We start from the raw sequence: 22,362 nt of genomic DNA on the forward strand, positions 1-22,362 counted from the left end.
TGATCGTTTCAAATTTATTTAGAGAATAAACAAGACAAGCAACAACAAAAGGATCAGTACACTTTTGCTGCTGTTTGTCTTGTTATCAATAGTCTACTATTTTTCTTGTCTTCCTTTTTTTAAAACAAAACGATAGTTCGTAAATCCAATCAATGCAAGGCCAAGAAATAGCCAGACATTGTTTATTTTCTCACCAGTTGCAGGTAGCTTTTTCTTAAGTGTGGGAGAAACTTTTTGGCTGGTGCTTGTAGACGTACTCGATCTTTGCGGTGCTTCCACTGTTTTTTCTTTCGTGGTCGTTTCAGTAGAGGTCGTCGGTTTTGTCTGATCTAGATTTTTTGTATAAACATAAGTGACTATTTGATCTTTTTCAGTAAAGAAACCAGAAGTATCGCCTTTAACTTCTTTAAATGTGTACCCTTCGAATTCTAGCTTATCAGTTGTAAATGGCATGCCAACAGGGTTCTTTTGTTCTATAGAGGGGATGATTTCTTTATTCGTAGCGTCTATATAGAAGCTAGTTACTTTGCCTGTCAGCCCGATAATCGGAGCGGTCACTTTTTTATAAATAAAGGTCACTTCTTGTTTAAGATTTGTGAAGCTACCAGTAGTATTGCCGATTGTTTCTACAAGTTCATAATCAGGAATCGCTGGTGCCAAGACTTCAAATAATTGACCGACTAAACCGTTCATTGGTTTATCAGGAAGTAATTCGTTTCCATCAGAATCTTGATAATGAACCATTACAGGTTGGCCGTCGTCCAAAATATTGAATTGGTGTAAGTAAGTTCCGCTAGAAATAGCATAAAAAGTAAAGCCAGGCGGTTGGGCGTAGGAGCCAGCTGGATTATCTAATCGTGCATTGTATTCAATGCTAGCAAGATTCTTAAATTCTTCTTCAGTCACGCCTGTCACAGTAATACCTTGATCAGTGATTTGTAGACGGTTTGCAGGTAATTGTGTGCCATTGAAGTCAAGGTACGTATTACTAGCAGAGCTTGACAGAGTAAACGGGGGAATATACCCATCAAAATTAGTCATTCGATTTGGCATCATTGAAAAAGGTAAGAATAACGTTTCGTGCTCAAAATCATAATCTAAAGCCGAACGACCCATTGTTGTTGGTGAATCATTCCGTCCTGTATTTTGCCCAAAAGCGGCTAAATCACTAAGCATCGGAAAGGCAGGTACCACAGTAAAGTCTGTAATACCACAAAATTGCACCGAAAGAGATTTCAAATTCGGCAATACTGTTAATGGTTCAATCGTTGTAATGTTCATATTTGAATCTAAATAAATTCGTGATAATTGGGTCAATTGAGCGATTTTCGGCAAGACATTGTCGTCAATACTCGTCGAACCTAAACTAAGATTGGTGATTCCAGCACTTTTAGACAAATCAGGGAAATTGTCACTTGTTAAACTTTTAGTTTGAAGGGTAACATAAGTCAAAGCAGAAAGTTGCTCGAGTGGACTGAAATCAGTGACATTATTTGTGGTATTAATATAAATAGAACCTAAATTTGTTGCATGTTCTAGACCAGCAAGACTACTGATTTGAGCAGAAGCCAGAGAAAGATTGGTCAAACGATCCATATCTGCTTGAGTTAACTCACTACCAGCTGGTAATCCTAGTGTTGAGACAATCGTTTGTTTTAAAATTGGATCTGCAATAGTGATGGTATCTGCTCTAGGGGCGATCATCACAGCGGGCGTTTCCTCATGGGTTGTAGTATCTGTTGTTGAAAGCGGGGGTTCAGGTTCAGGTAATGTCGACGTTGTTGAGACATCTTCAGAACTAGAACTTCCGACTGTTTCAGATGAATCCAACGTTGCATCAGGTAAGTTTGTACTTTCTTGCACTTGAGATGCCTCAGTTTGCTCCATCGCAGTTGCATTACCTTCTGCAAAAACGAGTGATGATGACAGTAAAGTAGGGGCTAAAAGAGTAAGCAACATGAGTGAATGAGCAGTGTTTTTCTTATGTTTTAGCAAGCTGTTTCTGTTCTTCATATGTATTTCCTCCATAATTCATGATAAAGTGTGCGGATAATAAAAGAATAATATCACAAGTCATTCTATCATAAAAAAAGGATAATTATGTTTTTTTTATTTGAATATTATGAAAAATATGAAAAAAATCGTTTTTTAAGAAAAATAGCTAGATAATTTGTGTAAGCAAAAAGCTGACAAGTTTCTATTTGGTAGATTATAATTAGATGGAAATACTATTTTTTCCATTCGAGGCTAAACAAGCCTGTTCAGCTTTTAAAATTATCTAGCTTCACAGGCTAGCCTCTCGGTAAAAAGATAAAAAATAATTGAGGCAAAAGGCACCTCAGTTATTTTTTCCTATTTTCCATTCGAGGCTGAATGAGCCTGTTCAGTTTTTAAATAAAGGAGTAAACATCATGTCATTAAAGCAAAAAATTATAGCGGAAAGTAAACGGTTAGGCATCGATAAAATTGGCTTTGCGTCGGCTGAGCCTTTTTATGAGTTAGAAGATTCACTGAAGGAACAAAAGGCGCGTGGGTTTAATTCAGGGTTTGAACATCAAGTGATCGAAGAGCGAATCTATCCTGAAAAGACCTTTGAAAATCCTAAAACGATTATTTCGATTGCCTTAGCCTATCCGACTAAAATAGAAGGAAAAGTACCTAGAGATGAAAAAAGAGGGATGTTTGCTAGAGCCTCATGGGGGATTGATTATCATGATGTTTTACGAGACCGTTTATCAAAATTGATCGAATATATTCAATCACAAGCGCAAAGCCAAAAAGAAGCAGAGGCATGGCGTTTTGCGCCACAAGTCGATACGGGGGAACTAGTCGATGTGGCAGCTGCTCAGCGTGCGGGATTGGGCTTTATTGGTAGAAATGGGTTGTTGATCACAGAAGAGTTCGGCTCATTTGTTTATTTAGGTGAAATCGTGACCAATATTGATTTCGAAGCAGACAAACCTGTTCCTTTCGGATGTGGGGACTGTACACGGTGCGTGACTGCTTGTCCCACGCAAGCACTTTTAGGTAACGGCAGTATGAACGCGAAGAAATGTCTATCCTATCAAACCCAAACCAAAGAGATGATGCCAGAAGAATACCGAAAAAAAATGCACAATGTTATTTATGGCTGTGATATTTGCCAGCTTGTTTGCCCGTATAATAGAGGGAAAAATTTTCATTTTCATGAAGAAATGGAACCAGAAGTCGATACTGTTTACCCAAAACTAAAACCGATGCTGAGCCTTTCGAATAAAGAGTTCAAAGAAACATTTGGGCATCTTTCAGGTTCCTGGCGAGGGAAAAAGCCTTTACAAAGAAATGCCTTGATTGCTTTAGCCAATTTAGGAGATCGTAGCGCTTTACCAGAAATTTTAGTTTGTGCAACAGAAGACGTTCGTCCTGTGATTAGAGGAACCGCTGCTTGGGCAATCGGGAAATTAGGGAATAAAGAAGCGGAAAAATGGTTGGGGATTTTAAATGAGTTGCTGGAAGTTGAGCCAGAAGAAGAGGTACTGGTGGAAATAAAGAATGCAATCAAGAGGTTAGAAAAGTAAGAGTATAATCGTGTTGGAAAACGATATTTACGAAAAACATGGGAAACAATCAGATTTATTTCTGCTTGTTTCCCATGTTTTTGTTTTCGTTTAAAAAAAGATTAAAGGAGTGAGAATAGTCAATAAAATAGTATAGATTTATAAAAAGAAGAAATAAAATCGGAAAAATTTGATAAATACTGATAATTTCTCATGTCTTTCTTGAGATTAAGAAAAAATAGAAAAAATGGTAAAAATCTATATGGTAAAATTAATTTTTCTGTAGGATATGATTATATTTCGTTTAGATACAATTAAGGGAGTGAGTGCAATGGAAGAAATTAATAGCGATAGCACTGTAGCTGGCGAGTTGGCGTCAGGAATTTTTACAGCGATGGCGGGCTTGAGTAGCGGTGGGTTAGTTGTAAGTGATGGACAATCAACGATTTCTGGAAATGAGGCAGCGCAACAAGCTATTACTGAGATGCGTACAATGATTCAGACGATCAATGCTGCAATTGCAACGGATGCAAACAACTTAAAAAGTGTAGCAGCCGAATTCGAAGCAGCCGATGAAACGATTCGTCGAATGGTCAGTAGGAACGGGTAAGACGAATGGCTAAAGAAATCAATGAATGGGATGAACTTGCACAGAGAGAACGCCAAGTTGAAAATAAGTTGGAAGAAACAATTGAAACACAAAGGGCGGTACAGCGAATAGAAGAGGAGTATCAAGAATTATTTTACCGAGGGAATCAACTGATCGAACGCTTTGATACCTTTGTCGGTGATGCAGAGGGAAACTATTTAGCCGAAGAACTGAACTGGCAAACAAAACAAAGACAACAAGCTATTTTTTATCAATTAGAAGATGAAAAAGAACGCTTGCATAAGGAAAATCGAAGCCTAGAAGAGGAACAAGATCATCTTTATTATGAGAAAAAGCGTACTTTAATAGAAATGGAGGAAAAAGATGAGCATTGATATGTATCTAGGTCCTTCAAAAACACAAGGAAGCACAACGACCAGTGTTTGTAATAATTACCAGAGTGGGCTTACTGGCTTACAAGAGGCGATAAGCAATTTCACAGCAGATCAAGTATTAAGGAGTTTAGCCTATGATTCTGCTAAAGGCTACTTCCAAGAAGCTTATGTGCCATTGATTCAAGGAGCGATTCTCGTGGTAGAAGTAACGGCAAAAGCAGTAGAAAAGCTACCGACTGATTATGTAGCACAAGTAGATAGCTGTGACTTAAAATCATCAGAACTAGAAAGAGAAATTCAACAATATGAAGTGCAAATCCAAGGCATGCAAGAGCAGATCGAGCAAGTTAAAGAACTATTGCCGGTATCTAGTGAACGAGTCCAACATATTCGAGAAGCGAATGGGTTGATCAGCGATTATACTAATGCTAAAGCAAAATTGGAAAAACAATTACAAAAACTCTTGGCTTTTCATGCATTTTCAACTATGATTTTTGTAGAGGTGACGAGCTTAAAAAATGCAATAGATCAAGGATTGGCTCAAGTAAGTGGAGGCAAAGGCTTTAATGCTCAAAAAGGAACCTTCTCAAATGGAAATCTAAAAGATCGCTCATGGATGGATACGATCGGTAAAAAGTGGCAAGAGCGAGAGAAAGAACGTCTTAAAGATCAAATGCCGAATATGGATGGCTTAGAGTATAAACAAATTGATTTTAACGGCGGCAAAGTCTGGTGTTGGGTCAAAGAAGGACATACGACAGCAGATCCAGAAGATATTGAAAAAACATTCTTATATAATGACTGGGTTGCTCGTATGCTAAAAAAATATGGTTCTGATTATTTTACACCAGAAAGAGAACCAGGTGTAATGGATCTTCTAGTGGAGCAAAACTTAAGATTATTTGAAGAGCTACGGACAGGGATCGATAGTAAGACAGGAAAGAAATTAACGCCACTAGAAAGACTCGCTAGAGGAACCTCATTAGCGAATAGCTTGGCAGCATTAGGAGTTGGAGCCAAACAGATAACAAATGTTGGAAGAGGAAAATCAAGCCAATCCCCAACGAAATCACCAATAATAAACCGAGGCCCAAGAGTGAATGACATTGGGAAATCGAATAAAACAATAACTCTGCCAGGCAAGAAGATTCAGAGCGTGAAAGGCAAGCCATCTAAGGTGAAGGCTCCTGGGAAAGCTAGTGGGGCTAATTCTCCTAAAACAGATTTTGGCGCAGAGAATCCTGTATCTGGAAAAGATTGGAATAACTATTTTAAAAATAAATATGGCGCTGGAAATGTTCATTGGAAGAATCCCGTGAGTTCAATAAGTGAACTAATGGATACGCCTGGCTCTTTAATTAATGTTAACCCTGCAGATGTTACTGATTTTGTAAAAAGAGAAGGATGGACGGTAACACCTCTGAAAAAAGGTGGAAGTGCAGGTATTCCCTATGAAGAAGGCGGAGGATTTAGTATGAATCCTCCCAAAGGAACTAGTGGAGATTCAAGATATATTCAGTATCACCCTGGAAATGGTCACCATGGAGAAGTTCCTTATTATAAGATATCACAACCGAACAAACCAACAGTTAGAATTTATATGGACGGCAGATATGAAATTGACTAGGGAGGAAATATTTAATGAACAATTATAATAACGTGGATGATTTAATAGCTATTCATGGTTTACTTATTAAAAATTTGCAGATTTTTTCTAGTAGTTTTAAAATTCAAAAGGAGAAGTATAAACATGCTGATTTATCGGACGAATTAGCTTCTGATTTTTCCGATATTGACATGGAAAGAATGAAAATCTTATTTGAAAACGGCTGGATAACGGAAGAACAGTTAAATTTAGGGGAAAAAATAAACTCTTTTTTGGAAGAAATGAATAATGATAAGAGTTTATGGACGGATGAAGCTGTGAAAAAATCTTTGGAATGGGAAAAATGTAGAGAAATGGGATTAGAATTATTAGAATCTTTGGGATATTAAAAGAATTTTGATTTGAATGGAGTAAATATTCATAAAATAAAAAAGGCACTCTACCACTCGACGGGAATCGAGAAAATAGAGCCTTGACTAGTAAGCATGAACTCACTAATCAAGTTGCCAATAGCTAACTGTATTTATTATAAAAAAATTTGTTATTGAAAAAGAAGTGATTGAAATTGGTCGTTTCTTTTTCTACTTTTATATCTTAATTTCCCGCCTCAATAAAAGACTCGCTAGAGGAACCTCATTAGCGAATAGCTTGGCAGCATTAGGAGTTGGAGCCAAACAGATAACAAATGTTGGAAGAGGAAAATCAAGCCAATCCCCAACGAAATCACCAATAATAAACCGAGGCCCAAGAGTGAATGACATTGGGAAATCGAATAAAACAATAACTGTGTCAGGCAAGAAGATTCAGAGCGTGAAAGGCAAGCCATCTAAGGTGAAGGCTCCTGGGAAAGCTAGTGGGGCTGGGGGAACTAATACAAATGTTGTTTCTACCTTACCAGAAGATGGAAATTCCACAGTCGGACGTTGGATGTCTAACGATGAATATAATAAAATGATTGATACAGGAAAAGTTCAAATGTCTCCTAATGGGAACAGGAATTATGTTGCGTCTCCTGCAAGTAAAGACGCTTTTCCTTCTGCTCCTAATGGATCAATATATTCTGAATTTGATGTAGCTAAAAATTCTTTATATCCAGCAGGAAATGAAAACTGGTCTCAAATCCCAGGACCAGGTTCACTTATCGATCGTTTGAATCAAAAAAAAGGATTGCCAGCAATTACTGAAATGCCAGATGCTCTTAATATAAAAAATTTAGGTGGTAAGTAATCATGAGTGATAAAGAAAAGTTATTTCAAGAAATCAAATCAATTGTTATAGAATGGTGTGAAGAAAATGAAACCTATTTTAAAAATAACAATATAAATATTGATGTTTTACGTAATGAAAAAGATGGTTTTGTTGTTAGCTTTGAAAATGATATAGCTATGGCTGAATTAGTCGTAGAACAAGCTAGTTATGCACCTTATAGATTTGTTTCGTTTGAAATAGCAACTGTTGAAGCTGATAGAGCAAAAATATCATATAGTTGGTATGATAATGAGAGTACCTCTAAAAAAGAGTTGAAAGAACAACTAACGAGAGGAATTAATTATTTTGTTAATCTATAATATAATTTTTTGAAATAAAAAAGGCACTCTACTACTCGAAGGGAATCGAGAAAATAGAGCCTTGAATAGTAAGTCCAAGCTCACTAATCAAGTTGCCAATAGCTAACAAAAGCTAGCTGTATTTATTGTACAAAAATTCAAAGGACATTTCTAGTCTTTTTGAATGTTTATTAAGTGTACAATCATTGATAGTAAGCACGAACTCACTAACCAAGTTCTCAATAGCTAGCAAAAACCAGCTATATTTATTGTACAAACATCCATAGGACTATCCTAGCCTTTTTGAATGTTTATTAAGTATACAGCCATTTTGCTATGAAATAGTATGAGTGAAGGGCGTCGGCTAATACCGTTTTTTTAAGTGTCAAAACAATAAAAATGATTTAAACAGAAAATAAGCGATGAATCAGAGCATATAGTCAAATAATCAGAAAAAAGAGAACATCTATAAAATAAAAGTTGGAGACAAAAGGTTGAAATTTATACAGCTACTAAAAGAGATCAAATCAAAGAAAACGAAAATAAAAATGAAGCCACTAATCATCTTTTTGTTGTTACTATGCTTCACTATCTATATATACACCAACCAAAACAATCTGAAATCAAAATACAAAAGTGATAAATTTGATTATACGGTGTACTATGAATCATCTATAGATGAAAGTTCAGAGAAATTTATTTTAGTGGATGATGATGGCAATGAAGAACTTTGTACGGTTGTTTTAAAAATCGATGCACAAAAACAATTCGGGAAAACCTACGTTTATATCTATCAAGAAACTGAAATAGATCAAGGGGAGTTCATGGCATACTCAACTACTAGTATTAAAGATGGTCCAGGTATGGAAAATGGATTAGCAAATGTAGAATCAGAAGAAGAATGGGCATTATTAGATGAAGTATTTACTACGTATCTTGCACAAGAGTAAAAAACGGAGGAAAAAACAATCGAATTAAATGATATGGCATCACTATACAATAATTTGAAAAAAAGAAAAGAAGACTATATCTTCACAGGAGCAGTTATTACACAGTTACCCACTCTAGTCAGTCACTGCCCAACGGAAGTCGATCAATTCGTTTGGTTTTCAGGTGGTATCCTCTTTTGGCTTATCCATTGGCGAACGCAACGCAAAATGTATAAAAAGCTTGGAATCAGCAAAGTAGAACAAAAGGTCATTCGTATTTTGGGAGAATATGAAGTGAATATCAAAAATGAGTATTGTGTTTTAGTTAGAAAAGCAGAAGGATAGTTTGGACACCGGTTCTTTAAGATAAAAGTGACTAAGACAAAACTCTTGTGGTTTATTCATGTCATCGTGAAGCCGATTAAACGATGTGAAAACGGCAATTGGACTAAAAACCATACAACACATAAAGCGCATTGTGCGGTTTTTAGTCCAATTACTCGAGCCTAAACGACTTTTATCCGAACCTCTTCTTAACTCTTACGTCTGCTGAAACTGACTATTATACAAAGAAGCGTACAACGAAGGTTTAGCTAACAACTCTTGATGATTTCCTTTCTCCACGATATCGCCGTCTTTCATCACTAAAATCAGATCAGCATTTTCAATCGTAGATAAACGGTGTGCAATCACAAAGCTTGTTCGATTATTTGTCACTTCATCCATCGCTTTTTGAATATGAGCTTCCGTTCTCGTATCTACACTAGACGTTGCTTCATCCAAAATAACCACAGGAGGATTTGCTAAAATGATTCTGGCAATCGTCAATAATTGTTGTTGACCTTGAGATAGTGAGCCGTTTTCACTGGAAATAATCGAATCATAACCATTTGGTAAAGTCCGAATAAAGTGATCGCATTGGGCAATTTTAGCAGCTTCAATGATTTCTTCTCGTGTCGCATCCATACGTCCATAGGCGATATTTTCAGCAATCGTTCCTTCAAATAACCACGTATTTTGTAAAACCATCCCAAACATACTGCGAAGATTTGTTCTAGAAAGGTCAGTGATATCTACGCCATCAAAGGTAATATGTCCACCATTTAATTCATAGAAACGCATCAGTAAATTCACTAACGTTGTTTTACCAGCACCAGTGGGTCCAACAATCGCCACCATTTGTTTTGGTTTAACAGAAAAATCAACTTGTTTCATCAACATTTTTTCTTCAGTATAACCAAACTGAACGTGATCAAAAGCGATCGCACCGGTTGGTTGATCGATGATTTGTACGTTCGCTTTTTCTGGAATATCATCTTCTGCATCTAAAATTTCAAAAATCCGATCGACGGCTGCTAGAGCTGCTTGAATCGAATTGATGACATAAGAAGCTGTAGAAATCGGTTCAGAAACTTGATTGATATATTGTAGATAAGCTTGAAGTAGCCCAATCGTGATTCCGCCTTGTAAAACTAAGAAGGCACCAATGATCGCACTGACAATAAAAGCCAACTGATTGATCAAACGAATCGCTGGATAAATCGCAAAGTTCATAAATTGAGCCTTTAAAAAGGCCTTATAATGTTTTTGGTTGGTTTCTAAAATAACTTGTTTAGCATGAGCTTGTTGATTAAACGTTTTTGTTACCAAACTTCCAGATAGAAATTCCTCCGTTTTATTATTTAAAATCCCCAATTCTGACTGACTTGCTTCGGCTAATTGTTTATTTTTGTTCGCAATTTTACCTGTCAAAAATGAGCTCGCAGCAATCAACAGTACAACGATCAAGGTTAATTTTACATCAATATAAAACAACATGATACCAGCAAAAATAATTGTTGAAATCGAAGTGAAAAACTGATTGATTCCAGTTAAGAAAACTTGTGATAATTGATTTAAACTAGTTGTTGTTCGGCTTAAAATATCGCCAACTTGGTGTTGATCAAAGAACGCCATCGGCAAAGATTTGAATTTCTTCGTTACTTCTTTTCTGACTCTTAATGTGATTCGTTCACTTAAAGCAGCCATCACACGTTCTTGCGTGTAAGACATTACACTACTGAAAATTGAAAAGACGATCAAAATTAAAACAGGTGTCAACAAAGCTTCTTGGATCATTGAAAAGCTGATTTGTCCGATTCCTTGCGTTTGGATCAATGTTAGTAAATCATCAATTGCGATCCCCATGATAAACGGCATCGCAATAACTAAAGCATTTCCGATTAAACTACAAAAAATCAAGCCTAGAAAAATCGGACGTTCAGGTCGGATCAATAGAAAGAAACGTTTTATTGTTTGCTTATTTACTTTTTTCATCATGCTTGTGCTCCTTTCGTAAGCATTCCTTGAGAGCGGGCAAACTCTTGGTAGGTTTGGTTATTTTGTAGCAATTGGCTATGGGTTCCTTGGCCAACGATTTTCCCTTCATTTAGGACAATAATAGAGTCTGCTTGTTGAATCGTGCTTAATCTTTGAGCCACGATCAATAATGTTTTATCTGACATTTCTTCTTTTAAAGCTAATCTGAGTGCTGCATCTGTTTGGTAATCTAGAGCTGAGAAGCTATCATCGAAAATATAAATATCGGCTGGTTTAATCAAAGCACGTGCAATACATAAACGTTGTCTTTGACCTCCAGAAAAGTTCGTACCCCCTTGAGCGACAAAGGACTCATAGCCGTTTTCTAACGTTGTCAGATAAGAAGACAATTGTGCAATAGTAGCTGCTCGGTCCATATCTGTTTTTGTTGCTTCAGGATACCCCATCAACAAATTACTTTTGATGGTTCCACTAAATAGAAAGGCTTTTTGAGGAACGTAACTGATTTTAGAGCGTAGCTCTTCTTGCGTAACATTTCTGATATCCACACCATCAAATAAAATCGCACCTTCAGATACATCGCTAAGTCGTAATAATAATTTAGCAACAGTACTTTTACCAGAGCCAGTTCCACCTACAATCGCTGTAATTTTCCCTTTAGGAATACTAAAATGAATATCCTCTAAAACAGGTTCATCCGCTTGATCATAACTGAATGTCACATGGGTTAAGTCGATCAATGCATTTTCACATCCACTTGCTTTGAGTGTAGCGGACTGTTTAGGATCAGAGATTTCGTCTTGTGTGTTCAAAATTTCTTCGATTCTTTTTACAGAAGCGAAAGATCTAGGCACCATGACTAAAACCATAGCAGCAATCATTAAGTAAGATAATGTTAATAAAGAATATTCCACCACTGCTGAAACTGTACCGATTTGCAAGGTCCCAAGAGCCACTAAATTCCCACCAAACCATAGAATAGAAGAAAAAACGATGCCCATTAACAAGAAGGCGACAGGTGTAATAAAAGCAAAAATACGATTAACACGAATCATACCATTTGCATAGTCAGAAAAGGTCTTATTTGTCCGTTCCTCTTCATAATCTTGATTATTAAAAGCTCGGATCATATTGATCCCAGTAAAAAATTCTCGCAAGGTCACAATGATTTTATCCATTTTTGGCTGGATCAACAAAGATAATGGTGTCCCTTTTTTCATTAGAATATAAACGATCAAAGCAAAAGCAGCTATAGCGATCAATGGAACCAAAGCTAACGTAGCTGAATAGGTAAATGTCATATAAAGAGAGAAAATAGCGATGATCGGTGCAGGTAAAATCAATTGCAAAAACAAAACGATCATCTGCTGAATATTATCAACATCATTTGTCATTCTGGTCAGTAATGATCCTGTCCCGAAGCGATCTGCATCTTTAATAGAAAAGGTTTGAAGCTTTTCGAAAAATAGTGTTCGCGTTTCAAAGCCAAATTTAGCAGCGACTTTTGCAGAAAGATAACTGCCCAAAATCGCGGCAAGCGCACCGAATAAAGCCATTGCTAACATTTGTAACCCAATCGTTTTGATTGATTGTTTATCGCCACTTGCAATCCCTACATCGATCAATTGAGCGACCAACATTGGCACGCCAAGCGTTCCAATAATTTGTAGACATAAACTGATGACGGTCACAAAAATAAGTTTTCTATTTTTTTTAATGAAAAACTGAATGATTTTCATCTAAATTCCTCCTTTTTATCGAACAAAAGGAATTTTACACCTTCAAGTGACTTGAAGGTCAATATTTTTTGTTTATAATTAAAATCAGAGGTGATTTTATGGAAAAAGAAAAATTATTAACTGTCGGACAAGTAGCTGAAATCATGAAGTTACCAAAATCAAAGATCCGTTATTGGGATGATATGAATCTACTAACATCTTCTAGAAATCAACAAAATGGTTATCGAATGTTTGATATGGAAGATATTTTAACAATCAGTGATATCGATTTTTACCGTAGATTAGATATTCCCATCAACAAAATGACCAATCTATATCGTAAATCACCAGAAGAATTATGGACGATTCTAGATGAAACAGAAACCCGAGTCGCTGCAGAATTAGCAGAACTTGAGAAAAAACAACAAGGGATCAAACATCGAAAAGACCAGTTATTGAGTTTGATTGAGTTGAAAGAAAAAGAGTTTATTGATGAGCCTTTGGATGTAGAACGAATCATCCCGATTGATTTAAAAGATCCCAATGAATTACAAACATATATCGATAATCCCTCAAGTTTAGTGGTTTATAGCAACTCTGATCATGAAAAGGAACTTACCTATGGTTTTGCGGTGACCACCAAAGAATTTGTAGAGGAAGTAACGATTTGGCAACAGACAGAGCAAACAAAATACGAATACAAACAATTTTTACTAACAATCAAGTCAGATGATCCTCTAGAAAATAATTTCCAATCAATGAAAGAAAAATTGAAGGAGCAAGGTTATCAAACTGGCACAATGATTGGACGTTATATCATGACCGCAGAAGACCAAGATGGATTTTATAGAGATTATTATAAAACATGGATTGAAGTGAGTAAGGAACATTGGGCATAAATATCGTAATCTTCCTGAGAAGGTGCTATTATTAGCTGACCACAAAAGGATGATTAGACTATGGATAAATTACAAACAATTCAAGAAGTAATAGCTTTCGTAAACGAACATTCGCTTGCTTTTATTTATGTTTCGCAAGAAGATTGTTCGGTATGTCATGCGTTAAGACCTAAGCTAATCGAATTATTGAAGAGCTATCCTAAGATAGAGCTAAGAGAAGTTGAAGCGGACAAAGTCAAAGCAATTTCAGCTGAATATTTGATTTTTTCAGCGCCGACTTTCCTTTTCTTTGTTGATGGAAAAGAATATATCCGTGAAGGAAAGTTTGTTCAGTTTAAAAAATTAGCCAATGCACTTGAGCAAATTTATTCGTTTGAAGAAAACAAAGTATAGTTAAAATCTAGTAAATTCAAGCGTTTGAGTAATGTGTTAGAATGTTCGTTGTCAAAATGTAAGCGTACTATTGACAATGGAAATAAGACGTTGTATACTTTGGTCAACGGATCGTTACTGGTTAAGCAGGCGTGACCTCACACATTACTTTTTTGGTGATGTTTGATGTGGTCAGGTCTTTTTTCGTTTTTCAAGTCAAGAACAGGAGATAATTTCAATGAAAATACTGAAAGTTTTTAATAATAATGTTTCTTTGATTCTAAATGATGATGCCATCGAAGAAATCATTATGGGCAAAGGGGTCGGTTTTAACAAGCGCGAAGGCGATGTGATCGATTCAGCTCTGATTGAAAAAAGATTTGTTCTTGAAGGTAATAATTCCGTTAGCAATTTAGACAATCTGCTTGCACGAATCGATATTGAAGATATTGAACTGGCCAGTGATATTATTCAATTAGGTAAAGCAGAATTAGACCAAGAAATCGATGATTCCATTTTGTTGACATTGTCCGATCATATCGGTTTTGTCTTAAATAGAGTGACAGAAGGCTTACAAATGCGCTCACCTCTAGAATGGGACATCAAACAAATTTACACAAAAGAATATGCGTTTGCATTAAAAGCCGTTCAAATGATGCGGGAGAAAACAGGGATTGAGATTCCAGATCAAGAAGCAGCTTTTATTACCCTTCATTTTGTCAATGCTTATAATTCTACTAGCAATATGAACGAAACGATGCTGACAACGAAAATCATTCAAAGCATTATCGACATCATTAAATATCACTATGGTAAAGAATACGATGAAACCTCTTATGATTTTACTCGTTTCATTACCCATATTCGATACTTTGTCAAAAGACAGCTAGATAAAGAAATTTCATCAAATGAGGATTCGTCTTTGATCAATCTAATTGCTGTGAAGTACGAACAAGATCATCAGTGTGCAGTTAAAATCAAAACATTTTTGGAACAACAATATGATTGGACGATTTCAAATGATGAATTGATGTACTTAACACTTCACTTAAATCGCTTATCAAGCAATCAATAGGATCGTTACTGGTTAAGCAGGCGTGACCTAAGAAAAACACTTCATGCATAAGTGTTTCTTCTTGGGTCACTTTTTTTATAAAAAAATGATTCAAGGAGAGGAAATACTATCATGCGTTATGAAGAAGAAAGTAAAAAAATCATCGAACTTGTCGGTGGTAAATCGAATATCAATAGCTTAGTTCACTGCGCGACGCGTTTAAGATTTAGCTTGAAAAATACGAAAAAAGCGGACAAAGAAGCTTTGGAGAAATTACCCTATGTGATGTCAGTTGTCAATAGTGGTGGACAATACCAAGTGGTGATCGGCAGTAAAGTACCAGATTATTATGCAGCGATTCAATCACTCGCTGATTTAAACGAAGATGCACCTAAAACTGAGAAAAAATTAAGTTTCAATTATGTATTCGAAGTGATTTCCGGTGCCTTTTCACCACTGATTCCAGCAATGGCAGGATCTGGAATGATCAAAGCGATTTTAACGATTTTAGTTGAAATGAAATTATTGGCTGATACCAGTTCGACTTATATGGTTCTGAGTGCGGCAAGTAACGCAATCTTTTACTTCCTACCTGTTTTTCTAGGAATTACATTGACTAAAAAAATTGGTGGCAATATGTATGTGGGTGGTGTAATCGGCGCAGCATTACTGGAACCGTCGTTTACTGGCATGATCGGTCAGGAAAAGCTTGATTTTCTAGGCATCAATTTAAATGTTGTTGATTATGCAACAACCATTTTCCCGATTTTTGTCGCAATCTTTATTTATTCATTCGTGGATAAATTCTTACGCAAAATTATTTTTAAAGACCTTCAATTGTTCGCTGTACCAATGTTCAGTTTGATGATCATGGTACCATTGACAGCTTTATTATTCGGTCCATTTGGAACGGTTATCGGAGATGCGCTTTCTCAAGGCGTGATGTGGTTGATTGGCAAAAGTGCACTGCTTTCAGGAATCGTCTTAGGTGGTGGTATGCCGTTTATGGTCATGTTTGGGCTTCATTGGGGCTTTTCTCCAATCACGCTTGAAAACTTAACGGTGATGGGCGGCGATCCAATAGAAGGAATGGCTGTTGCAGCTGTTTTTGCCCAAATCGGAATCGCAATTGGTTTTTATTTAAAATCTAAAAAACATTCTAAAATGAAAGCTTTAGCTGGACCGCTAGCCTTAACTGGTTTATTTGCAGGAGTAACTGAGCCAATCGTTTACGGGTTGATTTTAAGATACAAACGCTTATTACCGATTGTAGCGATTTCTGGCGCTATCGGCGGCGCAATTTGTGGTGTGACAGGTGTTACCATGAATGCTTATGTGTTCCATAATATTTTCTCTATCCCTGTTTATACCCCAAAAGTGGGTTACTTCATCGGAGTAGGTGCAGCATTGATTGCAGGCGCAGTATTGACCTATTTCTTTGGTGTCAAAGAAGATGAAATGGTCGACTTCTTACCTGAAACAGATCAAGGAGAAGATGACTTTCAAGAAGAGCCAGCCACAACAAAAATCGACACAGAAACAACAATTTATGCACCAATGGAAGGAACTGTGATCCCTTTAACAGAAGTTGATGATGATGTATTTTCTAGTGAAATCGCAGGCAAAGGGGTCGCGATCATTCCGACAAGTGATAAAGTCATTGCACCATTTGACGGAACAGTTGTTGCTATTTTCCCATCAAAACATGCGATTGGTTTAAAATCAACTGGCGGTAGCGAATTGTTGATTCATATCGGTATTAATACAGTAAATTTGAATGGGGAGCATTTTGAAACAAAAGTTGCAATGGGGGATACAATCACACGTGGACAAACTTTACTTATATTTGATCGTGAAAAAATCGAACAAGAAGGCTATGCCATGACCTCCCCAGTTATTTTAACAGATGCTCAAAGTATGGAAACGATGACGATCATCAATGATCAAGCCCTCGTAACGCCAGAAACTAAGTTATTTAATGTAGGGAAAAATAAGGAGGAATCGAAATGAGAGAGGATTTTTTATGGGGCGGTGCAGTCGCAGCACACCAAGTAGAAGGCGGTTGGAACAAAGGGGGTAAAGGAGTTAGTATTGCAGACGTGATGACAGCAGGCTCGAAAGATCACGCAAGAGAAATTACAGATGGAATTGTAGCAGGGAAATTTTATCCCAATCATGAAGCCATTGATTTTTATGGGAACTACAAAGAAGACATTCAATTGTTTGCAGATATGGGCTTTAAATGTTTAAGAACAAGTATTGCCTGGACAAGAATTTTTCCAAATGGCGATGAAAAAGAACCAAATGAAGCAGGATTAGCGTTTTATGACGATGTATTTGATGAACTATTGAAACAGGGAATTGAACCTGTGATCACCTTGTCTCACTTTGAGATGCCATATCATCTTGTGAAGCAATATGGCGGTTGGCGTAGTCGAGAATTGATCGGTTTTTTCACTAATTTTGCTATAACCGTTATGAAACGTTATAAGGATAAAGTAAAGTACTGGATGACGTTCAATGAAATCAATAACCAACGAATCTTAGAAAATCCGATTTATTCATTTACAAACTCTGGAATCCTTTATCGAGAAGATGAAGATAAATTAGAAACAATGTATCAAGCGGCCCATTATCAGTTTGTAGCAGGAGCGATAACAGTTGCACAAGGGAAAAAAATCAATCCAGCCTTTCATATCGGCTGTATGCTAGCGGCAACACCAAACTATCCATTAACAAGTGACCCGAAGGATATCATCGCAGCCCAACAAGAGGACGAAAAACAATTATTTTTCACTGATGTTCAAGTGAGAGGAAATTATCCTCGATGGGCGGTGAAAGAATGGGAAATAAATGGGTACAAATTAGATATTACGGATGAAGATCTTCAGATATTAAAAGCTGGAACCGTAGATTATATCGGAATCAGCTATTATTTAAGCAACACAATTTCGACTAGACCAGAAGCCATTCGTTTAGAGGATGATTTGCTTGGTGATAGTTCACTAGTTGAAAATCCGTATGTTGGCATGACAGAATGGGGCTGGTCAATAGATCCTACGGGGCTACGACACTATTTAAATCTACTAAGTAATCGCTATGAGCGCCCCATTTTCATTGTCGAAAATGGCTTTGGCTACGCCGATACATTAAGCGAAGGGCATGTTCATGATGTCGAAAGAATCGATTTTCTCAGTCAACATATCAAAGAAATGAAAAAAGCAATCGAGCTAGATGGCGTAGATGTACTAGGTTATACCGTTTGGGGATGTATTGATCCAATCTCATTTACAACGGGAGAAATGCGTAAGCGCTATGGGTTTATCTATGTCGATCGCGATAATCAAGGAAATGGGTCGCTGAGACGAATCAAGAAAGATTCATTTGCGTGGTACAAGCATTTGATCCAAACGAATGGCTCAGAAATCTAAGCCAAAATAGCAACCAGCTCTCATTGTATTTTAGTAAAATAAAAACAGTGAGAGCTTTTTTGTACGAAAAAGCATAAAATAGAAAGGAACAATAAAGAATGGGGAAATAAAAAATGAAAAAAAGAATCGGAGCACTACTAGTTTTTGTAACGATTGTTTTATTACTGAGTATCCATTTTGGTAATAAGCAAAAACACAGTGAAGAAACTGTATTTAAAAAAGAAGGCATCGAATTTTGGGTCATCAGTGATCCTCATTATATCGATAAAAGTTTGACAGATTCAGGCTTAGCATTTAAAAAAATTAAACAGACCGCAGCCGGCAAAGAGCTGGAGCATCAAAAAGAAAGCTGGCAGGCATTAATCAATAAAGCAATTGAGCAAAAACCAGATATGTTGATCATCACAGGTGACTTAACCTTAAATGGCGAAAAAGTCAGCGCAGAAAAGCTGGCGGAATTCCTTACACAGCTGACGGATCATGGCATCAAAGTATTTGTGATTCCAGGCAATCATGATGTTAATGATGGTTGGGCAAGAAAATTTGTTGGAGAGAAACAAGAAAAAACAGAAGCCATCTCGACCACTGATTTTAAAGAAATATTTGCCAATTTTGGCTATCAAACAGCAACGAACTATGATAAAAGCTCATTAAGCTATGCAGTAGCAGTCAACCAACAATACAATTTTCTTTTTCTTGATTCAAATATCTATCCAGATAATGGCCAGTCACAAGCTAGCCCAACTACAGGTGGGACGATTCGAGGCAGGACAATGAAATGGGTCAAAGAACAATTGGAAACAGCGAAACAAGAAAAGAAGCAAACACTAGTATTCATGCATCATAATCTTTATCCCCATAATCAATTGTTATCAACGGGATTTGTGCTGAATAATGCTGAAGAATTTAAGCAAGTTTTAGCTGATTATCAAGTACCAATCGTTTTTTCAGGACATATTCACGCTCAAGATATCATGACAGAAACCATCAGTCAGCATGAACTAACGGAAATCGTGTCTAGTTCCTTCTCGATAGCGCCACAAGGATATGGTGTTGTGAAGCTAAATGGGCAATCACTTGACTACCAAAAAAAAGAAAATGCCTCTACTGTAGCTGTTTCCCAAATCGAAGATTATTCAGCATATAGTAAAGCATTATTTATTGAAGATGGCGAAAGACTAGGCTATGAACAACTCATTGATGCTGGATTATCTGATAGTAAAAAACTGGATGTGGCAGCCGAATTTGTCGGGCAAGTAAATTATCGCTTCTTCTCAGGCAATGATTTTAGTAGCGACAAACAAGAAGCAGACCTCAAAGTAGAACCAGGCTATCAAATCATTGCCGAGAATAGTCGATTTCTAAAAGAGTATATCGACTCGATCATTCAAGATAAGAATCAGTCGGATAATCAATTTAAAAAGAAATTGACAGATTGATCAAATTTATTTTTTAAGCTTCTCTCATTAAATACGAAAAGGGGGAGGCTTTTTGTCGATAGCTTTTCGCTATCATACCTGCCAAATAACTATTATAAGTTTGCGAGATTGTGTACTATTATAAGAAGATAAAGAAAACGCTCTAAAAAGAGTGGATAAACAAGTAAAGGAGAAAAAAAGATGGAATTGATTTCAGGTGAAAAAGGTTTTGAGTTGGTTCATCAAAGCGGTAATTGGATTTTAAAAAAGGATATTGGTTTTTCCCCAGTCGAAATGTTAGTGGCATCCATTGGCGCATGTGGTGCTTATGTGTACGAAAAAATATTAACAAATTCCCATATTGATTTTACAATTGCCAATGTAGCAATCTCTTATGAAAGAACAGAAATACAAGCAAAACCCTTGAGCAAAGTGGTCATCACCTTCTCTGTTCAAATTTCTGAAGAAGAGCATGGAAAAGCCGAGCGAGCATTGAAACTGATCGGCAAAAATTGTCCAGTCATGCAGTCGCTAGACCCTGCCATCACAGTTGTTGAAGAGGTTGTTTTTATTTAGTGTGGTGACACACTCTTTACAGAAAAGAGGAATACGATGAAAAAGATCATGACCGTCAGTTTTATAGGATTATTACTCGTTTTAACAGGTTGTAACGCAGCGAACAAAACAGAGTCCACTGAGTCAAAAAAAGCCATCGTTCACTTTACAGAACCAGCTGAATTATTGACATTAGATACGACACAAGAAGAAGATTTCACTAGTTTTAATGCCCAAAATCAAGTGCTTGAAGGACTTTATCAATTAAATGAAAAAGACGAAGCAATCCCAGCTGTCGCAAAAGAATTACCTGAAATTAGTGCAGATCAGCTAACCTACACGATTACTTTGAGAGAAGACGCAAAATGGTCAAATGGGGATCTTGTTACAGCAAATGACTTTCTCTATGCTTGGCGGCGTGCCGTGACACCAGAAACAGCACCTTCTTATGCTAGTCTATTTGTGTCATCAATCAAAAATGCCGATGCGGTTTATCAAGGAAAAATGAAACCAGAACAACTTGGAGTAGAAGCACTGGATGATCAAACTTTGGTGATTCATTTGATCAAACCAATCCCGTATTTCACTTCCTTATTAACCTTTGAAACATTTTTCCCAATCAATCAAGCATTTGCGGAAAAACAAGGCAAAGATTACGGTACCTCAAGCACAACAACAATCTACAACGGACCTTTTACGTTAGCTGGCTGGGAGCAAAATTCAGATACTTGGCAATACGTGAAAAACCCTGAATATTGGGATAAACAACATGTGTTAGTGGATGAAATTCAAACAACTGTTGTTAAATCAACCAGTACAGCCGTTAATTTATATCAAACAGACGAACTAGATCGCGTAGTTTTAGACGGAGAATTTTCTAAACAATATAAAAATGATCCCGATTTCCAAAATCAAAATGATACTAAAATGGGGTACTTGCGTTTTAATCAAGGACAAGGGAAATTACTTGAAAATAAACAATTGCGAAAAGCACTTTCTTTAGCTATCGATCGAGAAACGTTTGTAAAAAATGTCTTAGGTGATGGGTCTATTGCCGCTGAGGGATTTGTGCCGCAAAACTTTGTGCAAAATCCTACGACTGGTGAAGATTTCCGTAAAGAAAATGGGGTTCAGCAAAAATTTGATCAAACAACAGCTCAAAAAGCATACGAACAAGCGAAAAAAGAATTAAACAAAGCAGAGATTACCTTGGTTTATTTGACCAAAGATACCGATACGGAGAAAAAAACAGCCGAATACTTAGCCAGTCAAATTGCTGAAGTACTGCCAGAAATTAAATTTGAGATTACAACATTACCTAGTAATAACGTGCAGGAACGGTACTTGTCAGGAGATTATGATATTGCTTTTGGTCAATGGATGCCTGATTTTAAAGATGCCATCACATTTTTAGATATGTTTGCCTCAGATTCTGGATTGAATCATGTAAATTATAAAAATCCGAAATACGATCAATTGATCCAAGCTGCTTCTGAGACTGATGCGGCTAATGAAGAAAAAAGATGGTCAGATCTATTACAGGCAGAAGAAGTCTTGTTAGCAGAAGATTATACGATTGCCCCGATTTACCAACAACAAACTGCATTACTGCAAAAGCCGACAATCACTGGTGTAGTGAAACACAGTTTTGGTTCACCTTATAGTTTTAAATCTATTCAAGTGAAAGAATCAAAATAATTAAGAAGAGGTGGGACAGGAGTGTTTAATCCCGAGAAATAAGAAGGGATTCACGAAAATTGCTCTTCAAATCTTAGTGCTTTAGCACTTAGAATTTGATGTGATCGAAGCGAAGCGTAGTGATTGCTTCTGCTCCCACCGTTTATACGGATTCCTTGAGTCTGAGAGATAACTCGTAAAGTTATGTCTCAGACTCTTCTTTTTTTTGTAGAAAATTCATTTTATCACTTGACACATGAATGTTCGTTCATGTATTATGGGTGTATGATATATGAACAGTTATTCATCTGAAAAAA

20 protein-coding genes are annotated in these 22,362 nt (G+C 36.7%); 17 read left to right on the plus strand and 3 right to left on the minus strand.

Annotation, left to right across the window (positions count from 1 at the left end; genetic code table 11):
* Positions 1 to 96: 96 nt before the first annotated feature.
* The gene (locus tag IGJ50_RS01955; protein WP_429948632.1) at positions 97 to 2,013 is read right to left on the minus strand and encodes a MucBP domain-containing protein; all 1,917 of its coding nucleotides are present in this window, start codon (positions 2,011 to 2,013) and stop codon (positions 97 to 99) included.
* A gap of 398 nt (positions 2,014 to 2,411) precedes the next feature.
* Here IGJ50_RS01955 and queG point away from each other — a divergent pair, with 398 nt between their 5' ends.
* The 9 genes from queG to IGJ50_RS02000 all read left to right on the plus strand — a co-directional run bounded on the left by queG (position 2,412) and on the right by IGJ50_RS02000 (position 8,947).
* Positions 2,412 to 3,557 carry a tRNA epoxyqueuosine(34) reductase QueG gene (queG, locus tag IGJ50_RS01960; protein WP_069641535.1) on the plus strand — a complete coding sequence of 382 codons (1,146 nt, stop codon included), beginning with the start codon at positions 2,412 to 2,414 and terminating at the stop codon, positions 3,555 to 3,557.
* Between the two features lie 310 nt (positions 3,558 to 3,867).
* On the plus strand, positions 3,868 to 4,146 hold the full coding sequence (locus tag IGJ50_RS01965; RefSeq protein ID WP_069641536.1) for a TIGR04197 family type VII secretion effector: 279 nt from the start codon (positions 3,868 to 3,870) through the stop codon (positions 4,144 to 4,146).
* A gap of 5 nt (positions 4,147 to 4,151) precedes the next feature.
* On the plus strand, positions 4,152 to 4,520 hold the full coding sequence (locus IGJ50_RS01970; protein WP_069641537.1) for a DUF3958 family protein: 369 nt from the start codon (positions 4,152 to 4,154) through the stop codon (positions 4,518 to 4,520).
* A complete protein-coding gene (locus IGJ50_RS01975; RefSeq protein WP_429948635.1) occupies positions 4,510 to 6,147 on the plus strand; it encodes a hypothetical protein in 1,638 nt (545 codons plus the stop codon). The genes IGJ50_RS01970 and IGJ50_RS01975 overlap by 11 nt, the downstream gene beginning before the upstream one ends.
* 14 nt (positions 6,148 to 6,161) lie before the next feature.
* Complete coding sequence (locus tag IGJ50_RS01980) at positions 6,162 to 6,515, plus strand: hypothetical protein (protein ID WP_069641539.1); 354 nt, start codon at positions 6,162 to 6,164, stop codon at positions 6,513 to 6,515.
* A gap of 259 nt (positions 6,516 to 6,774) precedes the next feature.
* Entirely contained in the window at positions 6,775 to 7,353 is a 579-nt protein-coding gene (locus IGJ50_RS01985; RefSeq protein WP_429948637.1) for a hypothetical protein, read from the plus strand.
* A gap of 2 nt (positions 7,354 to 7,355) precedes the next feature.
* On the plus strand, positions 7,356 to 7,694 hold the full coding sequence (locus tag IGJ50_RS01990; RefSeq protein ID WP_069641541.1) for a hypothetical protein: 339 nt from the start codon (positions 7,356 to 7,358) through the stop codon (positions 7,692 to 7,694).
* Between the two features lie 473 nt (positions 7,695 to 8,167).
* Positions 8,168 to 8,623: a DUF1292 domain-containing protein gene (locus IGJ50_RS01995; protein ID WP_207120902.1), complete on the plus strand. Its 456-nt coding sequence runs from the start codon at positions 8,168 to 8,170 to the stop codon at positions 8,621 to 8,623.
* Positions 8,624 to 8,656: 33 nt separating this feature from the next.
* A complete protein-coding gene (locus IGJ50_RS02000) occupies positions 8,657 to 8,947 on the plus strand; it encodes a hypothetical protein (RefSeq protein WP_429948640.1) in 291 nt (96 codons plus the stop codon).
* Positions 8,948 to 9,142: 195 nt separating this feature from the next.
* On the opposite strand, the gene IGJ50_RS02005 is transcribed toward IGJ50_RS02000, so the two are convergent.
* Positions 9,143 to 10,918: an ABC transporter ATP-binding protein gene (locus IGJ50_RS02005; protein WP_429950009.1), complete on the minus strand. Its 1,776-nt coding sequence runs from the start codon at positions 10,916 to 10,918 to the stop codon at positions 9,143 to 9,145.
* Positions 10,918 to 12,660, minus strand: a complete 1,743-nt coding sequence (locus tag IGJ50_RS02010) for an ABC transporter ATP-binding protein (RefSeq protein ID WP_429948642.1) — start codon at positions 12,658 to 12,660, stop codon at positions 10,918 to 10,920. The genes IGJ50_RS02005 and IGJ50_RS02010 overlap by 1 nt, the downstream gene beginning before the upstream one ends.
* A gap of 98 nt (positions 12,661 to 12,758) precedes the next feature.
* Here IGJ50_RS02010 and IGJ50_RS02015 point away from each other — a divergent pair, with 98 nt between their 5' ends.
* The 8 genes from IGJ50_RS02015 to IGJ50_RS02050 all read left to right on the plus strand — a co-directional run bounded on the left by IGJ50_RS02015 (position 12,759) and on the right by IGJ50_RS02050 (position 22,066).
* A complete protein-coding gene (locus IGJ50_RS02015; RefSeq protein ID WP_069641544.1) occupies positions 12,759 to 13,538 on the plus strand; it encodes a MerR family transcriptional regulator in 780 nt (259 codons plus the stop codon).
* 60 nt (positions 13,539 to 13,598) lie between these two features.
* Positions 13,599 to 13,931 (plus strand): thioredoxin family protein, encoded by a 333-nt coding sequence (locus tag IGJ50_RS02020; protein ID WP_429948644.1) that lies wholly within the window; start codon positions 13,599 to 13,601, stop codon positions 13,929 to 13,931.
* 217 nt (positions 13,932 to 14,148) lie between these two features.
* A complete protein-coding gene (gene licT / locus IGJ50_RS02025; RefSeq protein WP_069641546.1) occupies positions 14,149 to 14,985 on the plus strand; it encodes a BglG family transcription antiterminator LicT in 837 nt (278 codons plus the stop codon).
* Positions 14,986 to 15,096: 111 nt separating this feature from the next.
* A complete protein-coding gene (locus IGJ50_RS02030) occupies positions 15,097 to 16,974 on the plus strand; it encodes a beta-glucoside-specific PTS transporter subunit IIABC (protein ID WP_069641547.1) in 1,878 nt (625 codons plus the stop codon).
* The gene (locus tag IGJ50_RS02035; RefSeq protein WP_429948646.1) at positions 16,971 to 18,395 is read left to right on the plus strand and encodes a 6-phospho-beta-glucosidase; all 1,425 of its coding nucleotides are present in this window, start codon (positions 16,971 to 16,973) and stop codon (positions 18,393 to 18,395) included. The genes IGJ50_RS02030 and IGJ50_RS02035 overlap by 4 nt, the downstream gene beginning before the upstream one ends.
* Before the next feature lie 113 nt (positions 18,396 to 18,508).
* The gene (locus IGJ50_RS02040) at positions 18,509 to 19,834 is read left to right on the plus strand and encodes a metallophosphoesterase (protein WP_429948648.1); all 1,326 of its coding nucleotides are present in this window, start codon (positions 18,509 to 18,511) and stop codon (positions 19,832 to 19,834) included.
* Between the two features lie 180 nt (positions 19,835 to 20,014).
* Positions 20,015 to 20,389 (plus strand): OsmC family protein, encoded by a 375-nt coding sequence (locus tag IGJ50_RS02045; protein WP_069641550.1) that lies wholly within the window; start codon positions 20,015 to 20,017, stop codon positions 20,387 to 20,389.
* A gap of 36 nt (positions 20,390 to 20,425) precedes the next feature.
* Positions 20,426 to 22,066, plus strand: coding sequence for a peptide ABC transporter substrate-binding protein (locus IGJ50_RS02050; protein ID WP_429948650.1), 1,641 nt, complete (start codon positions 20,426 to 20,428; stop codon positions 22,064 to 22,066).
* The last annotated feature ends 296 nt before the right edge of the window (positions 22,067 to 22,362 follow it).

The sequence above is a fragment of the Enterococcus sp. AZ101 genome (assembly GCF_050499005.1).
Taxonomy (GTDB): domain Bacteria; phylum Bacillota; class Bacilli; order Lactobacillales; family Enterococcaceae; genus Enterococcus_L; species Enterococcus_L ureilyticus.

Excerpts from the sequence above, each read along its gene's own strand:
- IGJ50_RS01990 (WP_069641541.1), top strand. The coding sequence starts at position 7,356 with ATGAGTGATAAAGAAAAGTTATTTCAAGAAATCAAATCAATTGTTATA.
- IGJ50_RS01955 (WP_429948632.1), bottom strand. The coding sequence starts at position 2,013 with ATGAAGAACAGAAACAGCTTGCTAAAACATAAGAAAAACACTGCTCAT.
- IGJ50_RS01980 (WP_069641539.1), top strand. The coding sequence starts at position 6,162 with ATGAACAATTATAATAACGTGGATGATTTAATAGCTATTCATGGTTTA.
- IGJ50_RS02020 (WP_429948644.1), top strand. The coding sequence starts at position 13,599 with ATGGATAAATTACAAACAATTCAAGAAGTAATAGCTTTCGTAAACGAA.
- IGJ50_RS02015 (WP_069641544.1), top strand. The coding sequence starts at position 12,759 with ATGGAAAAAGAAAAATTATTAACTGTCGGACAAGTAGCTGAAATCATG.
- IGJ50_RS01975 (WP_429948635.1), top strand. The coding sequence starts at position 4,510 with ATGAGCATTGATATGTATCTAGGTCCTTCAAAAACACAAGGAAGCACA.
- IGJ50_RS02030 (WP_069641547.1), top strand. The coding sequence starts at position 15,097 with ATGCGTTATGAAGAAGAAAGTAAAAAAATCATCGAACTTGTCGGTGGT.
- IGJ50_RS02035 (WP_429948646.1), top strand. The coding sequence starts at position 16,971 with ATGAGAGAGGATTTTTTATGGGGCGGTGCAGTCGCAGCACACCAAGTA.
- queG (WP_069641535.1), top strand. The coding sequence starts at position 2,412 with ATGTCATTAAAGCAAAAAATTATAGCGGAAAGTAAACGGTTAGGCATC.
- IGJ50_RS02000 (WP_429948640.1), top strand. The coding sequence starts at position 8,657 with ATGGCATCACTATACAATAATTTGAAAAAAAGAAAAGAAGACTATATC.
- IGJ50_RS02045 (WP_069641550.1), top strand. The coding sequence starts at position 20,015 with ATGGAATTGATTTCAGGTGAAAAAGGTTTTGAGTTGGTTCATCAAAGC.
- IGJ50_RS01965 (WP_069641536.1), top strand. The coding sequence starts at position 3,868 with ATGGAAGAAATTAATAGCGATAGCACTGTAGCTGGCGAGTTGGCGTCA.
- IGJ50_RS01970 (WP_069641537.1), top strand. The coding sequence starts at position 4,152 with ATGGCTAAAGAAATCAATGAATGGGATGAACTTGCACAGAGAGAACGC.
- licT (WP_069641546.1), top strand. The coding sequence starts at position 14,149 with ATGAAAATACTGAAAGTTTTTAATAATAATGTTTCTTTGATTCTAAAT.
- IGJ50_RS02010 (WP_429948642.1), bottom strand. The coding sequence starts at position 12,660 with ATGAAAATCATTCAGTTTTTCATTAAAAAAAATAGAAAACTTATTTTT.
- IGJ50_RS02050 (WP_429948650.1), top strand. The coding sequence starts at position 20,426 with ATGAAAAAGATCATGACCGTCAGTTTTATAGGATTATTACTCGTTTTA.
- IGJ50_RS02005 (WP_429950009.1), bottom strand. The coding sequence starts at position 10,918 with ATGAAAAAAGTAAATAAGCAAACAATAAAACGTTTCTTTCTATTGATC.
- IGJ50_RS02040 (WP_429948648.1), top strand. The coding sequence starts at position 18,509 with ATGAAAAAAAGAATCGGAGCACTACTAGTTTTTGTAACGATTGTTTTA.